20 protein-coding genes are annotated in these 21,870 nt (G+C 46.5%); 18 read left to right on the top strand and 2 right to left on the bottom strand.

Features of this window, described 5'->3' with window-relative positions; genetic code table 11:
* Nucleotides 1-30: 30 nt before the first annotated feature.
* From lepA to ACUC6J_RS16485, 3 genes are all read left to right on the top strand, one after another.
* Nucleotides 31-1,845: a translation elongation factor 4 gene (lepA, locus tag ACUC6J_RS16495; RefSeq protein ID WP_016821621.1), complete on the top strand. Its 1,815-nt coding sequence runs from the start codon at nt 31-33 to the stop codon at nt 1,843-1,845.
* Nucleotides 1,846-2,257: 412 nt separating this feature from the next.
* On the top strand, nt 2,258-3,445 hold the full coding sequence (gene hemW, locus ACUC6J_RS16490; protein ID WP_016821619.1) for a radical SAM family heme chaperone HemW: 1,188 nt from the start codon (nt 2,258-2,260) through the stop codon (nt 3,443-3,445).
* 156 nt (nt 3,446-3,601) lie between these two features.
* Nucleotides 3,602-4,078, top strand: a complete 477-nt coding sequence (locus ACUC6J_RS16485) for an N-acetyltransferase (protein ID WP_017428176.1) — start codon at nt 3,602-3,604, stop codon at nt 4,076-4,078.
* An 86-nt stretch (nt 4,079-4,164) separates the two neighbouring features.
* Here the strand turns inward: ACUC6J_RS16485 and ACUC6J_RS16480 are convergent, their stop codons facing one another.
* Nucleotides 4,165-4,614, bottom strand: a complete 450-nt coding sequence (locus tag ACUC6J_RS16480) for a hypothetical protein (RefSeq protein ID WP_017428175.1) — start codon at nt 4,612-4,614, stop codon at nt 4,165-4,167.
* A 440-nt stretch (nt 4,615-5,054) separates the two neighbouring features.
* On the opposite strand from ACUC6J_RS16480, the gene hrcA reads away from it, so the two are divergent.
* The 15 genes from hrcA (at nt 5,055) to ACUC6J_RS16405 (ending at nt 20,780) form a co-directional block, all read left to right on the top strand.
* Nucleotides 5,055-6,086: a heat-inducible transcriptional repressor HrcA gene (gene hrcA / locus ACUC6J_RS16475; protein ID WP_013372178.1), complete on the top strand. Its 1,032-nt coding sequence runs from the start codon at nt 5,055-5,057 to the stop codon at nt 6,084-6,086.
* Nucleotides 6,087-6,207: 121 nt separating this feature from the next.
* Nucleotides 6,208-6,780 carry a nucleotide exchange factor GrpE gene (grpE, locus tag ACUC6J_RS16470; protein WP_019688072.1) on the top strand — a complete coding sequence of 191 codons (573 nt, stop codon included), beginning with the start codon at nt 6,208-6,210 and terminating at the stop codon, nt 6,778-6,780.
* 88 nt (nt 6,781-6,868) lie between these two features.
* Entirely contained in the window at nt 6,869-8,704 is a 1,836-nt protein-coding gene (gene dnaK / locus ACUC6J_RS16465) for a molecular chaperone DnaK (RefSeq protein WP_013372176.1), read from the top strand.
* 248 nt (nt 8,705-8,952) lie between these two features.
* Nucleotides 8,953-10,077: a molecular chaperone DnaJ gene (gene dnaJ, locus ACUC6J_RS16460; RefSeq protein ID WP_447249112.1), complete on the top strand. Its 1,125-nt coding sequence runs from the start codon at nt 8,953-8,955 to the stop codon at nt 10,075-10,077.
* 152 nt (nt 10,078-10,229) lie between these two features.
* Complete coding sequence (gene dcuS, locus ACUC6J_RS16455; protein ID WP_080902254.1) at nt 10,230-11,885, top strand: DcuS/MalK family sensor histidine kinase; 1,656 nt, start codon at nt 10,230-10,232, stop codon at nt 11,883-11,885.
* Nucleotides 11,878-12,585, top strand: a complete 708-nt coding sequence (gene dcuR / locus ACUC6J_RS16450; protein ID WP_017428173.1) for a two-component system response regulator DcuR — start codon at nt 11,878-11,880, stop codon at nt 12,583-12,585. The genes dcuS and dcuR overlap by 8 nt, the downstream gene beginning before the upstream one ends.
* Before the next feature lie 120 nt (nt 12,586-12,705).
* Nucleotides 12,706-14,052 carry a 2-hydroxycarboxylate transporter family protein gene (locus ACUC6J_RS16445; protein WP_151255422.1) on the top strand — a complete coding sequence of 449 codons (1,347 nt, stop codon included), beginning with the start codon at nt 12,706-12,708 and terminating at the stop codon, nt 14,050-14,052.
* Between the two features lie 62 nt (nt 14,053-14,114).
* Entirely contained in the window at nt 14,115-15,311 is a 1,197-nt protein-coding gene (locus ACUC6J_RS16440) for an NAD(P)-dependent malic enzyme (protein ID WP_447249111.1), read from the top strand.
* Nucleotides 15,312-15,496: 185 nt separating this feature from the next.
* Nucleotides 15,497-15,871, top strand: coding sequence for a hypothetical protein (locus ACUC6J_RS16435; protein ID WP_016821610.1), 375 nt, complete (start codon nt 15,497-15,499; stop codon nt 15,869-15,871).
* A 24-nt stretch (nt 15,872-15,895) separates the two neighbouring features.
* Complete coding sequence (locus ACUC6J_RS16430; protein ID WP_016821609.1) at nt 15,896-16,081, top strand: YfhD family protein; 186 nt, start codon at nt 15,896-15,898, stop codon at nt 16,079-16,081.
* Between the two features lie 231 nt (nt 16,082-16,312).
* The gene (prmA, locus tag ACUC6J_RS16425) at nt 16,313-17,278 is read left to right on the top strand and encodes a 50S ribosomal protein L11 methyltransferase (protein ID WP_447249110.1); all 966 of its coding nucleotides are present in this window, start codon (nt 16,313-16,315) and stop codon (nt 17,276-17,278) included.
* A gap of 2 nt (nt 17,279-17,280) precedes the next feature.
* On the top strand, nt 17,281-17,973 hold the full coding sequence (locus ACUC6J_RS16420) for a site-2 protease family protein (protein ID WP_016821607.1): 693 nt from the start codon (nt 17,281-17,283) through the stop codon (nt 17,971-17,973).
* 159 nt (nt 17,974-18,132) lie between these two features.
* Nucleotides 18,133-18,897 (top strand): 16S rRNA (uracil(1498)-N(3))-methyltransferase, encoded by a 765-nt coding sequence (locus tag ACUC6J_RS16415; protein WP_447249109.1) that lies wholly within the window; start codon nt 18,133-18,135, stop codon nt 18,895-18,897.
* A 1-nt stretch (nt 18,898) separates the two neighbouring features.
* On the top strand, nt 18,899-20,242 hold the full coding sequence (mtaB, locus tag ACUC6J_RS16410; protein WP_016821605.1) for a tRNA (N(6)-L-threonylcarbamoyladenosine(37)-C(2))-methylthiotransferase MtaB: 1,344 nt from the start codon (nt 18,899-18,901) through the stop codon (nt 20,240-20,242).
* A gap of 103 nt (nt 20,243-20,345) precedes the next feature.
* The gene (locus tag ACUC6J_RS16405; protein WP_420539046.1) at nt 20,346-20,780 is read left to right on the top strand and encodes an NUDIX hydrolase; all 435 of its coding nucleotides are present in this window, start codon (nt 20,346-20,348) and stop codon (nt 20,778-20,780) included.
* Here ACUC6J_RS16405 and ACUC6J_RS16400 read toward each other — a convergent pair.
* On the bottom strand, nt 20,770-21,792 hold the full coding sequence (locus tag ACUC6J_RS16400; protein WP_447249108.1) for a Na/Pi cotransporter family protein: 1,023 nt from the start codon (nt 21,790-21,792) through the stop codon (nt 20,770-20,772). The genes ACUC6J_RS16405 and ACUC6J_RS16400 overlap by 11 nt on opposite strands.
* Nucleotides 21,793-21,870 lie beyond the last annotated feature (78 nt).

The following is a 21,870-nucleotide window of genomic DNA, read 5'->3' as shown; positions in this document are numbered from 1 at the left end:
TTGATACTAGGCATTGTGTGGGGGTAAGGCATGACTGACATTTTGGCAAGACAACGTAAAATTCGGAACTTTAGTATCATTGCACATATAGACCATGGTAAATCCACGCTGGCTGACCGGATCTTGGAGTACACCGGTGCACTCACTTCCCGCGAAATGCAGGAGCAAGTGCTTGACCAGATGGAACTGGAGCGGGAGCGCGGGATTACAATTAAGCTCCAGGCAGTGCGACTCACCTATAAGGCCGATGACGGCGAAGAGTACATTTTGAATTTGATTGATACACCGGGACACGTCGATTTTACCTATGAGGTATCTCGTAGTTTGGCAGCCTGCGAAGGTGCTTTGCTGGTAGTAGACGCAGCGCAGGGGATTGAGGCGCAGACATTGGCTAATGTTTATTTGGCGCTCGACAACAATCTGGAGATTTTGCCAGTGCTTAACAAGATTGATTTGCCAAGTGCTGATCCTGAACGGGTAAAGCAGGAAATCGAGGATGTTATCGGTTTGGACACGAGTGAAACTGTACATGCTTCAGCCAAAGCTGGAATCGGTATCAAGGAAATTTTGGAACAGGTGGTCAGAAGTGTGCCTGCTCCGCAAGGAAATCCGGATAATCCGCTTAAGGCGCTTATTTTCGATTCGCATTATGATCCTTATAAAGGCGTAATCGTATATGTACGTGTTGTGGACGGCAGTATCCGTGCGGGTTCGAAAATTAAAATGATGGCGACTGACAAAACGTTTGAGGTTATCGAGGTTGGAGCTTTCATGCCACGTATGACGATCGTGGATGAGCTAAATATCGGTGATGTTGGTTTTATTGTGGCCGGAATCAAGCATGTGGGCGACACTCGTGTCGGGGATACGGTAACGGATGCCAAAAATCCAACACCAGAACCGATGCCAGGCTATCGGAAAATTAATCCGATGGTGTATTGCGGTCTGTATCCGATTGAAACATCGGAATACAACGATCTGCGTGAGGCGCTTGAAAAGCTGCAGCTGAACGATGCTTCGCTCAGCTTTGAACCGGAAACATCCAGTGCGCTGGGCTTCGGTTTCCGTTGCGGTTTCCTTGGTCTGCTGCATATGGACGTTATTCAGGAACGTATTGAACGTGAATTCAATATTCCGTTGATTACAACGGCACCAAGCGTAATTTACCGTGTACAATTGACTAATGGGGAAACGATCGAAATCGATAACCCGTCCAACTACCCAGAAGTAGGGCGTATTGAACATGTACAAGAGCCATATGTTAAGGCGGGCATCATCGTGCCAAATGATTATGTAGGTACAGTTATGGAGCTTTGTCAGAACAAGCGTGGTGAGTACGTGAACATGGAGTACCTAGATACAACACGGGTAACAATTACGTACCAGATTCCTTTGTCTGAAATCGTATATGATTTCTTTGATCAGCTTAAATCCAGCACCAAAGGCTATGCTTCCTTTGACTATGAGATTTCAGGCTATCGCCAATCTAATCTGGTGAAGATGGATATTCTGTTGAATGGTGAGCAGGTCGATGCGCTATCGTTCATCGTGCATAGAGATCGAGCTTACCACCGCGGCCGTATCATTTGTGAGAAGCTGCGCGAGTTGATCCCGCGGCAAATGTTCGAGGTGCCAATCCAGGCATCTGTAGGAACAAAGGTTGTTGCGCGTGAAACCGTTAAGGCTATGCGTAAAAACGTCTTGGCCAAATGTTATGGCGGCGATATTTCTCGTAAACGGAAGCTGCTTGAGAAGCAAAAAGAGGGCAAGAAACGTATGAAGCAGGTCGGTAACGTAGAAGTACCGCAGGAAGCATTTATGGCGGTACTGAAGATAGATGAGTAAAGCAGTTTGAAGTATTCGTCCATTCTTTCATGGGGCATTTGCCATGCATGGAGAATGGACGTTCTTTATTTGAGCAAGCTATTCAGGACAGAGAGCTCGTTCAAGTTACAATCAGCGTAACAAAGCATAGTATCATTAAAACTTTAGAGTATTTCTTAAAGCAGTGTCTCTTTTACTGCAACACCTACACCACAAAAATGGGCCGACTCGTGGTGGGCAGCAGCGGAGTGGGCCATTTGAATCTGGAGAAGCGTAGCGTTCGCCTTTACTCCCCAATTTTATCCCTAAGAGTGCTTATATAATGGAAAATTTGGGAGTAACAGCGATCAGAAGATCAAATGGAACACGAAGCGGTTGGTCTCGACCTCGGCTCATTTTCTCACTAAACCCTGAATCGACAAGGAGGATCGGTATGACCGCATCCATACAAAAACATGAATATTCATCCGCGCCTCAAGCGGTTTATCTGCATATACCTTTTTGCACGAATAAATGCTTTTACTGTGACTTTAACTCTTATGTGCTCAAGGATCAGCCTGTTATGGAATATCTGTATGCCTTGGAACGGGAGATGGAACATACGGTCAAACTTCACCCGCCAGGACAGATAAAGACCATTTTTGTCGGGGGCGGAACACCAACAACCCTCAATCCGAAGGAAATGGAATATTTCCTGAAGAGCGTTCGTACCTATTTTCCAAATTGGGCGGAAGATATTGAGTTTTCCATGGAAGCCAATCCAGGCACAACTGATTTTGAAAAACTTTCTGTGATGAAAGAAGGCGGCGTCAATCGACTCAGCTTTGGTGTGCAGGCTTTCCAGAATGAGCTGCTTACAGGCATAGGTCGTATTCATAGTACAGATGACGTCTATCGTAGTTTGGAAAACGCACGTAAGGCCGGCTTGGACAATCTGTCGATTGACCTGATGTTCGGTTTGCCGAACCAAACGGTGGACATGCTGGATGAAAGCGTCAGTAGAGCCCTAGAGTTGGGACTTCCTCATTACTCTATCTACAGTTTGAAGGTTGAAGAGAATACGCTCTTCCACACGTTGTACCAGAAAAATCAGCTGCCGCTTCCACATGAAGATGACGAGTTGGAAATGTATTTGCTCCTCATGCGTCGCATGAAAGAAGCGGGTTATGAACAGTATGAAATTAGCAATTTCGCAAAACCAGGTTTGGGAAGTAAGCACAATATGACTTATTGGCGTAATGAGGATTATTACGGTCTTGGCGCTGGGGCACATGGTTATGTTGGCAGAGAGCGTCATATGAACATTAAGGGCATTAACCCTTATGTGGAGGCTACTCGGAATGGTTTACCGCGTTTGGACAGTTTTGAGGTGCCGACGGCGGAAGCCATGGAGGATTTCCTCATGGTCGGTTTGAGAATGCTGGAAGGTGTGTCTAAATCCCGCTTTGAAGCTCAATTTGGTCAGACATTGGAAGACACGTTTACAGTTCCTCTCAGAAAAATGCTGAATGCGGGATTAATTGAATCAATCGAGGATGGGTATCGTTTGAGCGAACGCGGTATTTTATTCGGAAATGACGTATTTGCAGAGTTCATCGGTTCTATCACGGTAAATTCATAAGTTGCAGGTTTCAATACAATACATTTTGACATCGTAAGCTGGGCTATCATTTTATTACACCATTCTGCCACAGCAGGGTAAATGGAGTATTGCGATTCTATGCGTTATGTTGTATATTTATTCATTATATGCGGCAAGCGGCAGGAGGAGAGCAAGATGGCTTCAGTGTGTAAAGATGTATTGTGCAGAAGTGCGGTTCCTGAGGATGTGGAGCCTTTATATCAAATGATTAGTGGCTATGCAGAGCGGGGGATTATGCTGCCACGTTCAAGGGAAGTGCTTACGCGCCAACTGGAGCTGTTTATTGTTGCAGAGGTGGACGGCCAAGTCGTTGGCTGTGGTTCTTTATGCAAATTGGGGGCTGATTTGGTAGAGATTCGCTCCCTTGGCATCTCTGAGGGGCATAAAGGAATGGGAATAGGCTCCAAGCTTGTGGAAGGCCTTATTATAGAAGCACGGCGGCAACGTATTCCTAAAATTATGGCACTGACCTACGAGGTATCCTTTTTTATAAAAAACGGTTTTGATGTAGTTAGCAAAGAGATTTTTCCTGAGAAGGTATGGACCGACTGCATTCACTGCAGTAAGCAAAACAATTGTGATGAAATCGCAGTGTTGAAAGTACTGAACTGACCTGTCAATAATGAGGTCAGTTCAGTGTTTTTTTATCAGGACGTAGTCGTGTGTATGTGTTACAGCTTACATTATTGTGCCCCTGTTTATTTCTCAAATGTTTGGAGTAACCACCAAATGAATTGATGATGAGGCTCCAGTTCCGAAGGTATATCATTCAAGCTTCTTATGGGATGGTCCTTATGGTAATCCGTATCATTATAAAAGTATGTAGTGCCATCTAACGGAACCTGACGTTTGTATTTATACAAGGCGACAACATATTTTTCAGATTCTCCGGTTCGGCTTGGACGATATGTGTATCCTTCCCAGTCGGCTGGTGTTACATCATCATAATGCAGTATAGCTGCCACACTATATTTGATTTGCTTGGGAATGCTTGGACTGAATTCTTGTGGGTAAAATAAAATGGTATTCCACATGCTTAACAGAATTGTAGGGACCAAAATTAAGGCACACCATAGGGGTCTTAATTTACGAATTAAGTGGATCACCGAAATGATAAGGGCAGCGTTCAGAATAAAAACTAGTGGCAAAGCAAGTATTCTTCCTAGTCCTGTGTACGGAAACAATTCGATTAAAATGTAAAACATACAAATTGTAGGTAAAAGAGCGATTAATGCGTATAAAAGGTTGCGGCGCTTGCTTCTCAGATCCCATTCCTCCTTAAAGGCAATAAAGTTATACAGTTTGTAGGCACAGTCTCAAATTTTTCAGTTTTCTGCATCCTATACATAAATACGGTTTGGATATGGTAAAACAGAGGTTTTCCATGAAAAAATGCAAACCCTCTGTTTTGCCATAGTAATTAAAATGGATATAATAAATATCGTTTATTGAAAATACTGATCTGACTTGACAATGATCAGGTCGGTTTGGTATTTTTGTATTATCAGTTAGCACTCATCGCGAACGAGTGCTAATGATTCCATTTAACAATCATGCTATTATGGATAAATGACAAGGGGGGATTCGCTTGTTAACCGAACGTCAGAGACTCATTTTGAATGCGATTATTGATGACTACATTCGTTCGGCTGAGCCAGTGGGTTCCCGCAGCATATCCAAAAGGCAGGATGTCGGATTCAGCCCAGCCACAATCCGTAACGAAATGTCGGATTTGGAGGAACAGGGCTATCTGGAGCAACCCCATACTTCTGCGGGACGCATCCCGTCTCATAAAGGCTATCGTTATTATGTGGACCATTTGGTGCCGCTAAATACACTGAAGCCTATGGAAATGCGGGAACTAAAAGCCTTTTACGCCGAAAAGCTGAATGTAATGGAGCAAGTGATCCAGCATGCATCAGGCATTTTGTCCCATATGACCAATTATACTTCTATCCTGCTTGGGCCGGAGGTTTTTCATACTTCGTTGCGTCATTTTCAGCTGTTGCCGCTCAACGAAACGACGGCTGTGGCGATTATCGTGACCAATACCGGTCAGGTGGAGAATAAAACGGTGGATATTCCGCCTGGAATTTCAATCTCCGAGATGGAAAAGGTTGTGAATTTACTGAACAGCAAGCTGGTCGGTGTACCGATTTATCAGCTTAAATCACGCCTTTACACCGCGCTGGGTCAGGAAATGGAGAAGCATGTATCTCATTTTGAGGACGCTATGAAGGTGCTGGATAAAGCACTCGATAATGAATCAGATCAGCGCCTATATTTAAGCGGTGCGACGAACATGCTGAATCAGCCTGAATTTAAAGATGTAGAAAAGGTTAAACATATTCTCGATCTGCTGGAGGAAACACCAACGCTACTTAAACTGATGACTCCTGTAGCCGGAGCACCTGAAATTCAAGTCCGCATCGGCACAGAAAATGATCATGAAGCATTTGCCAATTGCAGCCTGATTACTGCTACATATGCAGTAGACGGAGAAGCGTTGGGTACTATAGGTATATTGGGTCCGACGCGGATGGAGTATGCGAGAGTTATTAATATTTTGGGTATCCTGTCTAAGGATTTGACCGCAATGCTAACGCAACGGTTTAAATAAAATAAGATCGCATGGGTTGCGGTCCTACATGTTCCGCGCTGGGATACGGTTTGTATCCTGCGCGGGTGCATTGTTGCGTGCTTTTATAAGGGGAGTTACAACTTGAAGGAGGTGAAACATTTTGAAGGAAGAACAAGCGTTCCAAGATGACAAACAACAAAATGTAAGCACAGAGGAAGCAGCCGAAACGAGCCAGCAGGACGAGCTGGTGAATGAAGCGGCAGCACTGGAAGCCGAGGAAGAAAACACAGAGGTGGCAAAACTTCGTGCAGAGGCTGAGGAGCATCAGCAACGGTTTTTGCGCGCACAGGCGGATTTTGATAATTTTCGCCGCCGTACGCTGAAAGAAAAGGAAGACCTTGCTAAATATGCGTCTATGAAGCTTGTTACCGAGTTGGTGCCTGTTCTGGATAACTTCGAGCGAGCGCTGGCAACAGCATCGCAAGGAGCGGAGTCTGAGTCATTCACCAAAGGCGTGGAAATGATTTTCCGCCAGTTTGAGAGTGTGCTTCAGGCAGAGGGAGTGACGGCCATGAATGCAGTGGGACAACCGTTTAATCCTGATTTCCATCAGGCTATTATGCAGGTGGAGAGCGAAGAGCATGATGAAGGCATCGTCGTTGAAGAGGTACAAAAAGGATACATGCTGAAGGACAAGGTGCTTCGTCCAGCGATGGTAAAAGTTAGCATGTAACTTTTTCTATATACATTAGAATTACATCATTTTTGATTCAACCATTCTGGCCTGAGGGCCTCGTATATACAGAAGGAGGAATTGTCCGATGAGCAAAGTAATCGGTATTGACTTAGGTACAACCAACTCTTGTGTGGCTGTTATGGAGGGCGGCGAAGCCGTCGTTATTCCAAATCCGGAAGGCGCGCGCACAACCCCTTCCGTTGTCGGTTTCAAAAAAGATGGGGAGCGTACTGTAGGGGAAACGGCAAAACGCCAAGCAATTACGAACCCGGATCGTACAATCATGTCCATCAAGCGCCACATGGGTACAAATCATAAAGAAAACATTGACGGTAAGGAATATTCCGCACAGGAAATTTCCGCTATGATTTTGCAAAAGCTGAAAGCTGACGCTGAAGCTTACCTGGGCCAAACGGTTTCTCAAGCGGTTATCACTGTTCCAGCATACTTCAATGATGGTCAACGTCAAGCAACTAAGGATGCAGGTAAAATTGCCGGTCTGGAAGTTCTGCGGATTGTCAATGAGCCAACAGCAGCTGCATTAGCATATGGTATGGAAAAATCCGAAGACCAAACCATCCTCGTATATGACTTGGGCGGCGGTACATTCGACGTATCCATTTTGGAACTGGGCGATGGTTTCTTCGAAGTTAAAGCAACAAGCGGCGACAACAAGCTGGGTGGCGATGACTTTGACCAAGTGATTATTGATTACCTCGTAAATGAGTTCAAGAAAGATCAAGGTATTGACCTGAGCAAAGATAAAGCAGCTGTACAACGTCTGAAAGATGCAGCAGAAAAAGCGAAAAAAGAACTGTCCGGCGTGCTGACAACGACAATTTCCTTGCCGTTTATCACAGTAGCTGATGGCGTTCCACAGCATTTGGAGTTGAACCTGACTCGTGCGAAGTTTGAAGAATTGTCCGCAGGTCTGGTAGAACGTACTTTGGGACCTACTCGTCAAGCGATGAAAGATGCAGGCATGAGTGCTAGCGACATCGATAAAATCGTTTTGGTCGGCGGCTCCACACGTATTCCAGCTGTACAAGAAGCAATCAAAAAACTGACAGGTAAAGAGCCTCACAAAGGCGTAAACCCTGATGAAGTGGTAGCTTTGGGCGCGGCAGTTCAAGCAGGTGTATTGACAGGTGATGTGAAAGACGTCGTTCTCCTTGACGTAACTCCACTGTCCCTCGGTATTGAAACCGCAGGTGGCGTATTCACTAAAATGATTGATCGTAACACGACAATCCCTACGAGCAAATCGCAGGTATTCTCGACGTATGCCGACAATCAGCCTAGCGTAGAAATTCACGTGCTGCAAGGTGAGCGCGAAATGGCAGCAGGCAACAAAACACTGGGCCGTTTCCAATTGGGAGATATCCCTCCAGCACCACGTGGTGTACCGCAAATCGAAGTTACTTTTGATCTGGATGCGAACGGTATCGTGAACGTATCTGCTACAGATAAAGGCACAGGCAAAAGCCAAAAAATTACGATCACTTCTTCTAGCGGCTTGAGTGACGAAGAAGTAGAACGTATGATGAAGGATGCCGAGTTGCATGCGGAAGAAGATAAGAAACGTAAAGAGTTGGTAGAAGCGAAAAACGCTGCAGACCAACTGATCTACTCCGTAGACAAAACGATTAAAGATCTGGGCGAAAAAGCGGATGCAGGTGAAGTCGAAAAAGCAAATGCAGCTAAAGAAAATCTGCAAAAAACGCTGGAATCCGATAACCTGGAAGACATCAAAAAAGCTACTGAAGAGCTGACTGAGATTGTTCAGCAATTGTCTGTGAAATTGTATGAGCAAGCTGCTCAAGCAGCACAAGCTCAAGACGGAGCAGCAGACAGCAAAGGCCGTGACAATGTAGTTGATGCGGACTATGAAGTTGTTGATGAAGACCAGAAGAAAGACTAAGCAACGGATCGGATAGTGGCAACTTTACGGTATACCGGTACGTTATGATATACTGAACAATAATTAGCAGCGTAGCTGCCTTGATAAATAACAATTAGCCTAAGGGTAACTGTTATTTCCAAGATAAATAAGCATATTACGGGTTGTACTGCCTTGAAATGATGGGAAGGTCAAAGCCGGGTCATCCCGCGCCTTTGGCTTTCCTTTTATATGTAGTGCAGACACGTTGTAGGCATGGGGGTGGAACATTGGCTGATAAGCGTGATTATTATGAGGTGCTGGGTGTCGCAAAAGGCGCTTCGGATGAAGAAGTCAAAAAGGCTTACCGTAAGCTTGCGCGTCAGTATCATCCGGACGTGAACAAGGCTGCGGACGCAGAAACTAAATTCAAAGAAGTTAAAGAAGCTTACGATGTCCTCAGTGATGGTCAGAAGCGGGCAAGATACGACCAATACGGTCATGTAGACCCGAATCAGGGCATGGGAGGCGGCTTCGGTGGTGCCGACTTCGGTGGCGGATTTGGTGATATTTTTGATATGTTCTTTGGTGGCGGTAATGGTCGACGTGACCCGAATGCACCGCAACGAGGGAACGATCTTCAATATACGATGACGATTGAATTCAAAGAAGCGGTGTTTGGTAAAGAAACCGACATTCAAATTGAACGTACGGAAACATGTGATACGTGTCATGGTACAGGAGCCAAAGCGGGCACTGAACCACAGACCTGTTCCGTCTGCCACGGCAGTGGACAGGAAGAAGTGGTGCAGAATACACCGTTTGGCCGCATGGTTAACCGACGCGCCTGCTCCAATTGCGGCGGTTCCGGTAAAATCATCAAAGAAAAATGTACGACTTGTAGCGGATCAGGCCGTGTCCGCAAGAAACGTAAAATTCATATCCGCATTCCAGCGGGTGTGGACGACGGCGCACAAATGCGTATCAACGGTGAAGGCGAAGGCGGTGTCAACGGAGGACCGGCAGGTGACCTGTACGTCGTATTCCGCGTGAAGTCGCACGACTTCTTTGAGCGTGAGGGAGACGATATCTACTGTGAAATTCCGCTGACGTTCTCACAGGCAGCCTTGGGAGATGAAGTTGAGATCCCAACGTTAACCGAGAAAGTGAAGCTGAAAGTTCCAGCAGGCACGCAAACAGGGACTTATTTCCGTCTTAAAGGAAAGGGTGTGCCAAAACTGCGCGGCGTAGGTCAAGGTGACCAGCATATTAAGGTAGTTGTGGTAACGCCTAGTAAGCTGAGTGAGGAACAGAAGGATTTGCTGCGTCAGTTCTCTTCGCTTAGTGGAGAGCAGACACATGAGAATGAGCAGTCCTTTTTTGACCGTGTGAAGCGGGCTTTCCGAGGCGACTAAGCCAAGGTCGAAATCGCGGAGCTTCAATTATGAATCCGAGGGACTATTCCGCAATTGCGGGATAGTCCCTTTTTTTATATTCACGTAAACACATACATAGCCATTTTTGTATAACCAGAGTTAACAATTGAGCTTCTATCAACTAGAAAGGGGTGAGTTCCATCGAAAAAATACGGGCAAGTCTGCGTCGAGGTAAGCCGCTATTAAAGCTTAGAGGTCTAATAACGCTGCTCGTATGTCTGGTTATGGCACTTGTGCTCCTGCCAGTAACACTGTTATTTGCCGAGAGAGTTGAGCATGAAACGGAGAAGGGACTCGAGGAAAAGGCAATGTCCATTGCGCGTACACTAGCCCATACACCGCTTATTATTGAGCAATTGCAACAGACAGGTTCTTCTCCTTCCATGCAGGAGTATGTGAAGAAGGTCTCAACGGCGAATCATATCCAATTTGTCGTGGTTATGGATATGAAGGGAATTCGTAAAACGCACCCGGATGCTAGGAGGATCGGCAAAGCCTTTGTCGGAGGGGACGAGTATACTGCACTTCATGGTCAGGAGAGCGTGTCCGTTGCAAAGGGGACATTGGGCATGTCCATGCGGGCCTTCTCCCCCGTGTTTAGTGTGACGGGAAAACAGGTAGGTGCGATTGTTGTCGGTATATCCATGCAGGATGTACAGCGGGCCCAGGAAGGCAACACCCGTCTTATTGCTATCGCCATTGGGATCGGAATGTTGATTGGCACAGGAGGAGCGGTTGTGCTGGCTCGTAAAATCAAAAATATGCTGGTCGGTCTGGAGCCGCCGGAAATCGCACGTTTGCTGGAGGAACGCAGCGCGATGTTACAGTCCATCAAGGAAGGCGTCATTGCGGTGGATGAATGCGGTCGTATCATGCTGATGAATGCAGAAGCGATCCGTCTACTGAGGCAAGCGGGGATTGAAGATTTCTCATTCTCTGGACAGGAAATTACTGTGTATTTATCTGCTTTCCGATTACAAGAGGTCTTGGAAGTAAGCACTCCACTGATGGATGAGGAAATGGAGCTGGGTGGGATCACCTTGCTGACCACCAGTGTTCCGATACGGGTCAAAGGAAAAATTGTCGGAGCCATTGTAACCTTTCGGGATAAGACGGAGATGAAACAGCTTGCTGAACGTTTGACAGGAGTTTCTCTGTACACGGAAGCACTACGCGCGCAGGCTCATGAATTTATGAACAAGTTGCATGTCATTATGGGGATGGTGCATTTGCGAATGTATGATAAACTGGAGCACTATATTATGGATGCTGTCGAGCATCATCAAGTAGAGATTGGCTCCATTACTCGGCAGCTTAAGGACCCAGTGATGGCGGGGTTTGTGTTAGGGAAATTAAGCCGGGCCAGAGAGGCAGGGGTAAATTTTGAACTGACTCCGGGTAGTTACTTGCCTGAATCCAGTCAAACTCAAACGACTCATGAACTGATTACTATTCTTGGCAATCTGTTTGATAATGCAGTGGAGGCGATGGAATCTCTGGAGCACAAGCGGATTACCCTTTCACTTTATTATGAAGAAAACCAGAAAAATGGCTGTCTGACCTGTATCATGTGCGACAATGGTCCAGGTATACCGGAGGGCCTTGGGAAGGCCATTTTTGAAAAAGGTTTTTCGACCAAGGGAGAGTCGCGAGGGATGGGACTTTACCTAGTGTCGCAAAGCGTGAAAAGGCTACAAGGTAGTGTAAAGTTGATCCCAGTCGAGCAGGGGTGCTGTTTTCAGATTAAGATTCCATACATTATAGCGGGGAATGATGAACATGATTAATGTCCTGATTGTAGAAGATGATCCGATGGTTGCGGAATTCAACCGCAAATATACGGAGCAGGTAGAGGGTTTCCTATGTGGTGGTTGGGCTTCTTCGGTGGAAGAGGCTAAGAAATATATAGCTGAACAAGCCATTGATCTGATATTGCTGGATGTGTATATGCAAGAAAGTAATGGCCTCGATTTACTGTCATTTATACGGGAGGCTGGAGTGAATGTGGACGTTATTGTCATCTCAGCTGCAAGTGACATGAGTAGCATCAAAAAAGCGATGAACTTTGGCGCGGTGGATTATTTAATCAAGCCTTTCCACTTTAACCGTTTTTTAGAGGCCCTTACCGGGTACCGAGAGCACATTAGTATTGTTCGTGAGCGTAGTCTACTGTCGCAGGAGGAGCTGGACCGACTGATTTATCATAAAAGCTTGACTAAAGACTTGGCACGGTTGCCTAAGGGGATAACGAAATCCACGCTGGCTATGATATGGAATTGTATCCAGCAGCATCATAAGGTTCTGTTTTCCACCGAGGATATTGCGGAGAGTGCAGGGATCTCCAGGGTGTCTATGCGCAAGTATCTGGCTTTTATGACAGAGATTGAAGTGCTTTCTATGGAAACTATATATGGTACCATTGGACGTCCTGTTTACCAATACCGGGTGTTGCCGCAGGCAGAAGGAATCATGAATAGTTATATTTAGCCCTATTTCTGATTACTTTAGTTACTAAAGTTAGTTCTTAGTTTTAAAACCAAATAAAGCGTTTTCCAAGGTGTAGAATGGGAACATGATCATCATTCTTCACTTTATGGAGGGAGATTTATGGAAAATGCTACGAACCAGCCTGTCATTCAAAAGGGGCAAAGATGGAGTAAAAATACTGTAGATGGGTTTAGGATGCTGGGCAGGATAAAGGTGGGAGTTATTCCTCTTCCACTATATGCCGTGATTGCGCTAATTGTTTATGCGGCTGCAATTACAGAAAGACTTCCGAACGATCTATTGGGCGGGTTTGCCGTCATCATGATTTTAGGTATACTGCTCAGTGATCTAGGGGCCAAACTTCCACTGCTCAAACATATAGGCGGGCCAGCCATTTTATCCCTTATGGTTCCATCGTTAATGGTATTTTGGAATATGTTCAGTCCATCTGCAATGGGGGCTGTGCACACGCTTATGAAAACCTCAAATTTCCTTTATTTTTACATCGCATGTCTAGTAACAGGAAGCATTCTTGGCATGGATCGCAAAATGCTGATGAATGGAATTGTCAAAATTTTTGCCCCCATTATCATAGGATCTATTGCTGCTGTTGCTGTCGGTATGGTGGTGGGTATGGCTTTTGGCTACAGTGCTTATCATACATTTTTTTTCATCATCATTCCGATTATTTCAGGTGGGATTGGAGAAGGTATTTTACCGTTGTCCATTTCGTATGGAATGGTACTGGGCAAGGATTCTGCGGAATTCGTATCCCAGTTTATCCCGGCTGCCATTATCGGTAACATTGTTGCAATTATAGGTGCAGGCGTCTTGAAGAGATTAGCGGAGAAAAAACCAAAAACTTCTGGTAACGGAAGGTTGTTGAAACTAGAAAAGGACGAAGACAAGTTAGCTCCGGTAAATTTGGGGCAATCCGTTTCTTTTCCATTAATGGGTGGTGGTCTGCTGTTGGCCTGTACTTTCTTTATTGTGGGTAAGCTGCTAGAGCCGTATCTCCATATTCCAGGGCCGATTCTCATGATTCTGGCGGCCGCATTAATAAAGTGTATTCAGATCATGCCGAACACATTGGAGCAGGGAGCTTTTCATTTGTACAAATGTATAACCGCTAGTTTGACGTGGCCCTTGATGGTGGGGTTAGGCATTTTGTATGTGCCATTAGATAGTGTAGTTGGGATTCTAACGGTTCCTTATGCGATCACCTGTGCATCTGTAGTGGTTGCATTGATTGTTACTGGATACTTCACAGGAAAATGGATTCATATGTATCCCGTAGAAGCTGCCTTGGTGACCAGTTGTCGCGGCGGATTGGGGGGCACGGGCGATGTAGCCATTCTGTCTGCATCCAATCGGATGGAACTGATGCCTTTTGCCCAAATTGCAACACGGATTGGTGGAGCAGGCACCGTCATTTTAGCAACCTTGTTACTACAATTATGGAGCTGATGAGTTTTAGACCAAGCTATAAAATTCATATCATATACAGTCATGAAAGGATGGAGAAATATATGGGCAGTTTAAGAGATGAAATCAGAGAATTACACGAAGGTGGCAAAATGGAGACCTTACCCAAGAAGCGAATTGAAACGATGGAGGGGTTGTCCAAAGTTTATACGCCAGGTGTGGCTCAAATTTGCATGGAAATTGCCAATGATCCAGCCAAAGCGTTTCAATTAACGATCAAAAAAAATACAGTAGCAGTCGTTTCAGATGGAACAGCGGTACTTGGATTAGGAGATATCGGGCCGGAGGCAGCTATGCCTGTGATGGAGGGGAAGGCAGTACTGTTCAAACAATTTGCAGGTGTCGACGCATTCCCAATCTGTCTCAATACGAAGGACCCTGATGAGATTGTTCAAATTGTCAAAATGATCGCTCCTGCCTTTGGCGGCATTAACTTGGAAGATATATCTTCACCACGCTGTTTTGAGATCGAGAGACGGTTGGAGCAGGAACTCGACATTCCAGTATTTCATGATGATCAGCATGGTACGGCAGTCGTGGTATTAGCGGGTTTGGTCAATGCATTAAAGGTATGCGGCAAAAAAATGGAAGATGTCAAAGTAGTTTTTGCCGGTATCGGTGCGGCGGGTATGGCTTGCTCGCGCATGCTGCTCAAGGCAGGAGTACGCAATCTGATTGGGGTCGATCGGCAAGGAGCCATTCACCGCGATGTGGAATACAGTAACCCGCATTGGACAGAGTATGCGAACATGACTAACCCGCATAATCTAAGTGGAAGCTTATCTGAGGTAATTGTGGGAGCTGATGTGTTCATCGGTGTGTCGGGTCCAGATATACTGACTGTGGAAGACATACAGAGCATGGCAACTGATCCTATAGTGTTCGCCATGGCGAATCCGAAGCCAGAAATTGATCCGGCAATAGCTTCACCTTATGTTCGTGTGCTTGCTACCGGTCGCTCCGATTTTCCTAATCAGATTAATAACGTGTTGTGCTTTCCGGGAATTTTCCGAGGCGCTCTGGATTGCCATGCGAAGACGATTAACGAGGAGATGAAACTGGCTGCCGGGCTTGCCATCGCTGATGCAATTTGCCCTGAGGAGCTAAGTGAAACTTATATCATACCGGATGTTTTTAATCCAAAGGTGGTGCAAAAGGTACGGGATGCTGTTATTCACGCAGCCTGGGAGACAGGAGTAGCCATGTCAGGTGAAGCTCCGGCTGCTACTTTACGTCCGTAAAAGTTATGTTCTTCACAAACTTTAGTTCACCGTCTTGCCCTGCTGTTCATGACAATGCAATGTCTGTATCCGTTAAGCTTTCGTGGAGAATATAAAGTCTTGCCAATGAGCAGGATATAACAAAGCGTAACGATCTATGTTCTCAAACACGAGTTGCGCTCAATACTACACAGGGAGATTTTGGGATGGGCGAAAAAAATATTTTGGCGTATTTCAAAAGTCCTGAGGAAGCACAGGGAGCCGCGAGAAAACTGGAGGCTCTCCGGGTAACGGATATGTCGATAGATCGTTTTAGCCGGTATCCGCGGCAGTCTACAGGCAACGCCGGATTGCCTGTGTTTTCGGGACAGATTAGCAGCTTGTCCTCACTCACACAGGGCGTGGATTTTACAGATGCTTCTCCAGCGATATTGGCTGCGGCTGATCCTGCTGCCAGTGGCATGAGTGATGGAGGACAAGGTGGACCGACAGGCCGCGATATTTTGTTGACTGCGGTGGTGGACGAATCCATTCATCATCAGGCGATGTCGATTGTGGAACAAGCGGGTGGAATGCTGTGACAAGTTTGGAAGGAGCAGTGGCCGATGTCTAAAAACAAACGGTTCGATAAAGTGCTGACCAAAACCGAGAAAATCAAACGCATGCAATCTGCCAAAAACGAAGATGTTGAGTTCTCCGCAGAGCAGGCAGATGCTGAGGATCTGGAAGCGATCCGACGTAGTGAAGTAGCTGACCGCCGTCAGCAACGGATCATAAACGACAACGAGTAGAATACAATAAGGCGGGTATCCCACCTATTAAAGGTGATTTGTGGGATAGCCCGTCTTATTTATGTTTCTCCTTTGTTCTATTCATTAGTGGACTTATACCAGATGATAGGTGTAACAATAACTAGCATTATAATCTAATATTGTCTTTGTCATACTGGCTTTTTTGAACTCCTATGCGAGTATATAGTACAATGTAATGTATGCATGTGAAATGAGGAGGAAATGTAAACCATGTTGTGGAATGAAATTACAATACATACAAGTGAAGAAGCCGTCGAAATGATTTCGAATTTTCTGCACGAAGCAGGTGCGGGAGGGGTTTCCATTGAAGAATCCGGTTCGCTTAATAAGCCCCGGGACACGTCTTATGGACAATGGTACGATCGTCCTTTGAACGACATTCCTGAAGGACAAGCGATCATCAAGGGCTATTTTGCCGAAAAAGTAGACATGGACAGCGTGCGTGCACAAATTGAGCCGCGGGTTGAACAATTGAGAACTTTTGATATTGACCCTGGCGAGGTTCAGTATGAGCTGAAAACGGTCAACGAGGATGATTGGGCTAATGCCTGGAAGCAATATTTTAAGCCTTTACGTGTATCGGATCGTTTGACCATCAAACCGACTTGGGAAGAGTATGAGCCTGCGAGTGAAGATGAAAAAATTATTGAGCTTGATCCGGGTATGGCCTTCGGCACTGGAACACATCCGACGACGTCCCTTTGTCTGAGAACGCTGGAATCCGTGATTCAGGGTGGAGAAGAAGTGATTGATGTTGGTACGGGCTCCGGTATCTTAGCGATTGGAGCAGTCAAGCTGGGAGCAAAGCATGTACTTGCCTTGGATCTCGACCCGGTGGCGGTATCGAGTGCGCGTGAAAATACGCGTTTGAACGGACTGGAGGAACGCATCACCATTAAAGAAAGCGATTTGCTCTCCGTGCTTAATGCAAGCGATCCAACGCTGGGTATTCAACTGCCAGTCAAGCTGGTGGTAGCTAATATTTTAGCCGAGATCATTTTGTTGTTCATTGATGATGTATATAATGCCCTACAGCCAGGCGGTATTTATATTGCATCAGGAATTTGGAAGAACAAAGAAGAGGCTGTCGAAACCGCATTGAAAGCTGCTGGCTTTGAGATTACCGAAATCAACCGGGATGAAGATTGGCTGGCGTTTGTGGCGAGAAAGAGGTAAGCATGGATTTTTTACAAAGTATTTTTCGTGTAAATTTAAATGTCCTTCCATTTTACTTGTTGGCTGTGATCATATCGTTTACGGTGCATGAATTTGCGCATGCGTATTATGCCAATAAATTTGGCGACCCTACGGCCAAGCTACTGGGGCGCGTGACTTTAAATCCGGCAGTGCATATTGATCTGCTGGGTACGCTGTTACTGTTGATCGGAGGCTTTGGTTGGGCCAAGCCAGTCCCGGTCAATCGTGACAATTTTAGCCGCCCACGCCTTATGGGCATTATTGTATCGGCTGCTGGTCCGCTGAGCAATCTGCTGCTTGCATTTGTGACTACACTGATCTATGCTGTGCTTCTTCATTTTCAGGTATTGCCGGGAATGGAGAACCAGCGGGTGGCTCAGGCAATCTATTTGTTTATCAATGCGCTAATCAATTTAAATTTGTTTTTGTTTATCTTTAATCTGATCCCACTGCCTCCACTCGATGGCTACCGGATTGTGGAGGACGTGGCTCCGACTCCTGTGCGCCGCAAGCTTCAGCACTTTGAGCAATGGTCGATCTTTATTTTTCTGCTTATACTGGTAATTCCGCAAGTACGAGCTGTAACGATTGAACCTCTTTACACGCTGTCTCAGATGATTTATATACAGTTTTTACAGTTCTCTTTTTACATTACCGGATTGTTTGGAGCCTAAGGGCTCCTTTTTTTTACGAGAATTGGTATAACATAAACGGAAAAGGGAACAGACTGGTCATACAGGCGCAAAAGATGATATGATGGTGCTTGGTGATTTCATCGGATTTTGTACGGAACGTTAGTGGATAATAGTTATTTTTAGAATAGGTGTGAGAGAATGCAGCGTTATTTTATTCCGGCAGAGCAATTTCTAGAAGATCACGTAATTGTTACGGGTGAGGACGCGCGACATATCGCCAAAGTCATGCGAGGCCGTAGTGGTGACAAAATTATAGTCAGTGACGGGGTATCCAGGGAAGCGCTAGCTGCATTGGATACGATTGAGCAGGACCATGTGAAGGCGACGATTATCGAACCGCTGGAGATGACCTCTGAACCGCATGTTCAGATCACCATCGCGCAGAGTCTTCCTAAAGGGGACAAGATGGAGACGGTGATGCAAAAATGTACGGAAATCGGAGCCACCGGGTTCGTACCGTTTTTATCCGAGCGTACGGTCGTACAGTATGATGCCAAAAAGGAAGGCAAGCGACTGGAGCGTTGGCGCAAGATTGTGAAGGAAGCGGCTGAGCAAAGCCATCGCAATCGGATTCCGGAAATTAGCGCACCCCTGACGTGGAAAGAACTTCTGGCTTCTTTTGCTGGGTATGATTTGATATGTTATTGTTATGAAAAAGAGCAGGGGCGGCAGCTACGGGATGTAATCCAGCCTTTCGCAGGACAATGGGTGTCCACAGACAAGCCGCGTGTGCTGGTGGTGGTGGGCCCGGAAGGCGGCTTTACTGAAGTGGAAAGCCTAGAGGCTGAGCAGGCTGGGGCACAGTCTACAGGACTGGGAAGACGTATTTTACGTGCGGAAACCGCAGGTATGGTTGCATTGGCATGCATTTTATATGAGACAGGAGAAATGGGAGGGGTTTAATATGCCATCAGTGGCATTTTACACATTAGGTTGTAAAGTAAACTTTTATGATACAGAAGCGATCTGGCAGCTGTTCAAAAAAGAAGGTTATGAGCAGGTGGATTTTGACGAGCAGACTGCTGATGTCTATTTAATTAATACATGTACGGTTACGAATACCGGTGATAAGAAGAGCCGTCAGATCATTCGTCGTGCGATTCGCCGAAATCCAGATGCCATTGTGGCAGTGACGGGCTGTTACGCTCAAACTTCTCCGGCCGAAATTATGGATATTCCAGGTGTTGATCTTGTTATTGGTACGCAGGATCGAGATAAGATTATTCCGTTTGTGAAGGAGATCCAAGAGTCGCGTCAACCTGTAAACGCTGTGCGTAATATAATGAAGACGCGTGTGTTTGAGGAAATGGATGTGCCTGATTTTGCTCATCATACCCGTGCGTTTCTAAAAATTCAGGATGGCTGCAATAACTTCTGTACCTTCTGCATTATCCCGTGGTCGCGGGGCTTATCCCGCAGCCGTGATGCCGCGAGCATTATTACACAGGCGCGTCAACTGGTGCACGCAGGCTACAAGGAAATCGTACTCACGGGTATCCATACTGGTGGTTATGGCGACGATATGGATAATTATGACCTGTCCGATCTGCTGTGGGATCTGGAGAAAGTGGAAGGGCTGGAACGTATCCGTATCAGCTCGATTGAAGCCAGTCAGATTGATGAAAAAATGCTGGATGTACTGAAACGCTCCAATAAGCTGGTTCGCCATTTCCACATACCGCTTCAAGCAGGGGACGATACCGTGCTGAAACGGATGCGCCGCAAGTACACGACAGAAGAGTTTTATAACAAAATGCTCATGATTCGTAAAGCGATGCCAGATGTAGCAATTACAACAGACGTAATTGTCGGCTTCCCTGGAGAAACGGACGAAATGTTCCGTAATGGCTATGAGCTGATGAAAAAAATCGGCTTCTCGGAAATGCACGTGTTTCCGTATTCCAAGCGTACTGGCACGCCTGCGGCACGTATGGAGGATCAGGTGGACGAGGACGTGAAAAATGCGCGTGTGCGTGACCTGATTGCATTGTCAGAGCAAATGCAGCTGGCATATGCTGAAAAGTTTGTTGGTCAGGTGCTGGAGGTTATTCCTGAAGTAGCCCCTAAAGGGACGGAAGATAGCGGTATACTTTATGGTTATAGTGACAATTACATTCAACTGGTGTTTGAAGGTAATAAGGATCTAGTTGGCAAGGTGTGCCGCGTGAAGCTGACGAAGGCGGGCGTTAATGAAAGTGAAGGCCAATTGGTCCGCGTATTGGAGAACGGGCTGCAAACAGCTTTGTAAAATAAAAAGAGCCTGAACAGGCAATAGCGATGGTCAACAAGGATTTCGCCTTTCCCTACAGAGAGGACGGAATCCTTGTTGCGCAAGGAAAGGAGATTACAGGATGGCAGCAAAAAAGGAAATTTCCGCAGGTGGCGTAGTGTTTCGCAAACAGGGGGAGCAGCTTGAAATTCAGCTGATTACCGACCGATATGGCAAGACATCTCTGGCTAAAGGCAAAATGGAGCCAGGTGAAACAATCGAACAAACCGCTCTACGTGAAATTCGTGAGGAAACAGGGCTGAACGGGCGGATTATTCAGCATGTGGATATGATTGCTTATACGTACCAGCACCCTGAATATGGGGAAGTGGACAAGGAAGTTCATTATTATCTCGTAGAGGCACTGGATGGGAATTTGCAGGCACAGATAGAAGAAATCAAAGGCGTCGCGTGGCATACGCCCGAAGAAGCATGGCGTCTCCAGCGTCAGGGTGGATATGACAACAATGATGTCATTCTGAGCAAGGCGCTGTCTATGCTAGGAGTTAACGTTTAATCCTATGGGAAGACACTTGCTCCTCTATACGAGTCCATACAGGTAAATAGCAGAGGGGCAAGGCAAGCAGAGAACTGATGACGTTAAACAGGGTTTGGGCATGCGCTACCTTGGCTCCGGGCTCAGTAGATATCCAAGAAGCGGCCATATCCAGCCCGGGGATTAACGGCATAAAGAGCAATGCCCCGCCTACGTTCAGCAGCACGTGGGACCAGGCCACAAATTTGCCGGACACGCTGCCGCCAACAGCGGCAATCAGGGCAGTCACGCAGGTGCCCACATTGGAGCCGATGACGATGGCGATCCCTACATCAGCTGGCAGGGCACCCGCAGCAGCCAGGCTAATCGCCATACCAATGACAGCTGCGCTGCTGTGAACCAGTGCGGTTAGGCAGGCTCCAGCAGCGAAGGCCCACCACATGTTGGCTGCAGCATGATCAAGAAACCAGCGGAATAGTCCGGCTTGCTCAATCCAGGGGCCAACGGCTTGCATCACGCGGATACCTGCGAGAATCAGCGAAAATCCGGCAAAGACGAGGCTGATAAATTGTACAGCCTGTGGGCGGCTAAGCCCATTGGAGGTGGCTGAAGCTCCGGCAGCTGCATACTGACGGCCAGCGACCGTTTCCCCCCACAGAACAGCAGTGCCCCAGCATAGCAGTGATCCACATAGCAGTGGAGCAGCCAGCTTGCCGAGCTGGAGGCCCATCAGCTCGGTCGTCAGGCAGGTACCAATATTGGTACCAAGAATGATGCCGAGCGTGCGGCCGTAGGTCAACAGCCCGGCATTGACCAGTCCGATCGTCAGCACCGTTACGGCGGTGCTGCTTTGCAGTAGGGCGGTAATGCCTGAGCTAAACAACATACCCCGCCAAGGGGAAACCGTAGCCCGGTTTAGCCAGCGAGTAAGGAAGGGGCCTGCCAAATGCCGGAGGGCAGCTTCCATCAGCTTCATTCCACCTAAAAAAATAAGCAGCCCACCGCACAGCGGCAATATAACATGTATAAACACGGCTTTAGCCCCCCCTTTTCTAGGTGAAAATGAGAATACTTATGTAACAGCCTATGATCTACCTAGGACAGCCATGAC

It is taken from the genome of Paenibacillus sp. JJ1683 (assembly GCF_053006485.1).
This window is presented reverse-complemented; position numbering and strand designations above follow the sequence as displayed.

Bases quoted from the DNA above. Each gene is read 5' to 3' on its own strand.
- ACUC6J_RS16405 (WP_420539046.1), top strand. From the start codon at position 20,346: ATGGCAGCAAAAAAGGAAATTTCCGCAGGTGGCGTAGTGTTTCGCAAA.
- ACUC6J_RS16420 (WP_016821607.1), top strand. From the start codon at position 17,281: ATGGATTTTTTACAAAGTATTTTTCGTGTAAATTTAAATGTCCTTCCA.
- ACUC6J_RS16440 (WP_447249111.1), top strand. From the start codon at position 14,115: ATGGGCAGTTTAAGAGATGAAATCAGAGAATTACACGAAGGTGGCAAA.
- hemW (WP_016821619.1), top strand. From the start codon at position 2,258: ATGACCGCATCCATACAAAAACATGAATATTCATCCGCGCCTCAAGCG.
- prmA (WP_447249110.1), top strand. From the start codon at position 16,313: ATGTTGTGGAATGAAATTACAATACATACAAGTGAAGAAGCCGTCGAA.
- ACUC6J_RS16430 (WP_016821609.1), top strand. From the start codon at position 15,896: ATGTCTAAAAACAAACGGTTCGATAAAGTGCTGACCAAAACCGAGAAA.
- dnaK (WP_013372176.1), top strand. From the start codon at position 6,869: ATGAGCAAAGTAATCGGTATTGACTTAGGTACAACCAACTCTTGTGTG.
- lepA (WP_016821621.1), top strand. From the start codon at position 31: ATGACTGACATTTTGGCAAGACAACGTAAAATTCGGAACTTTAGTATC.
- dcuR (WP_017428173.1), top strand. From the start codon at position 11,878: ATGATTAATGTCCTGATTGTAGAAGATGATCCGATGGTTGCGGAATTC.
- ACUC6J_RS16445 (WP_151255422.1), top strand. From the start codon at position 12,706: ATGGAAAATGCTACGAACCAGCCTGTCATTCAAAAGGGGCAAAGATGG.
- ACUC6J_RS16415 (WP_447249109.1), top strand. From the start codon at position 18,133: ATGCAGCGTTATTTTATTCCGGCAGAGCAATTTCTAGAAGATCACGTA.
- mtaB (WP_016821605.1), top strand. From the start codon at position 18,899: ATGCCATCAGTGGCATTTTACACATTAGGTTGTAAAGTAAACTTTTAT.
- ACUC6J_RS16435 (WP_016821610.1), top strand. From the start codon at position 15,497: ATGGGCGAAAAAAATATTTTGGCGTATTTCAAAAGTCCTGAGGAAGCA.
- ACUC6J_RS16485 (WP_017428176.1), top strand. From the start codon at position 3,602: ATGGCTTCAGTGTGTAAAGATGTATTGTGCAGAAGTGCGGTTCCTGAG.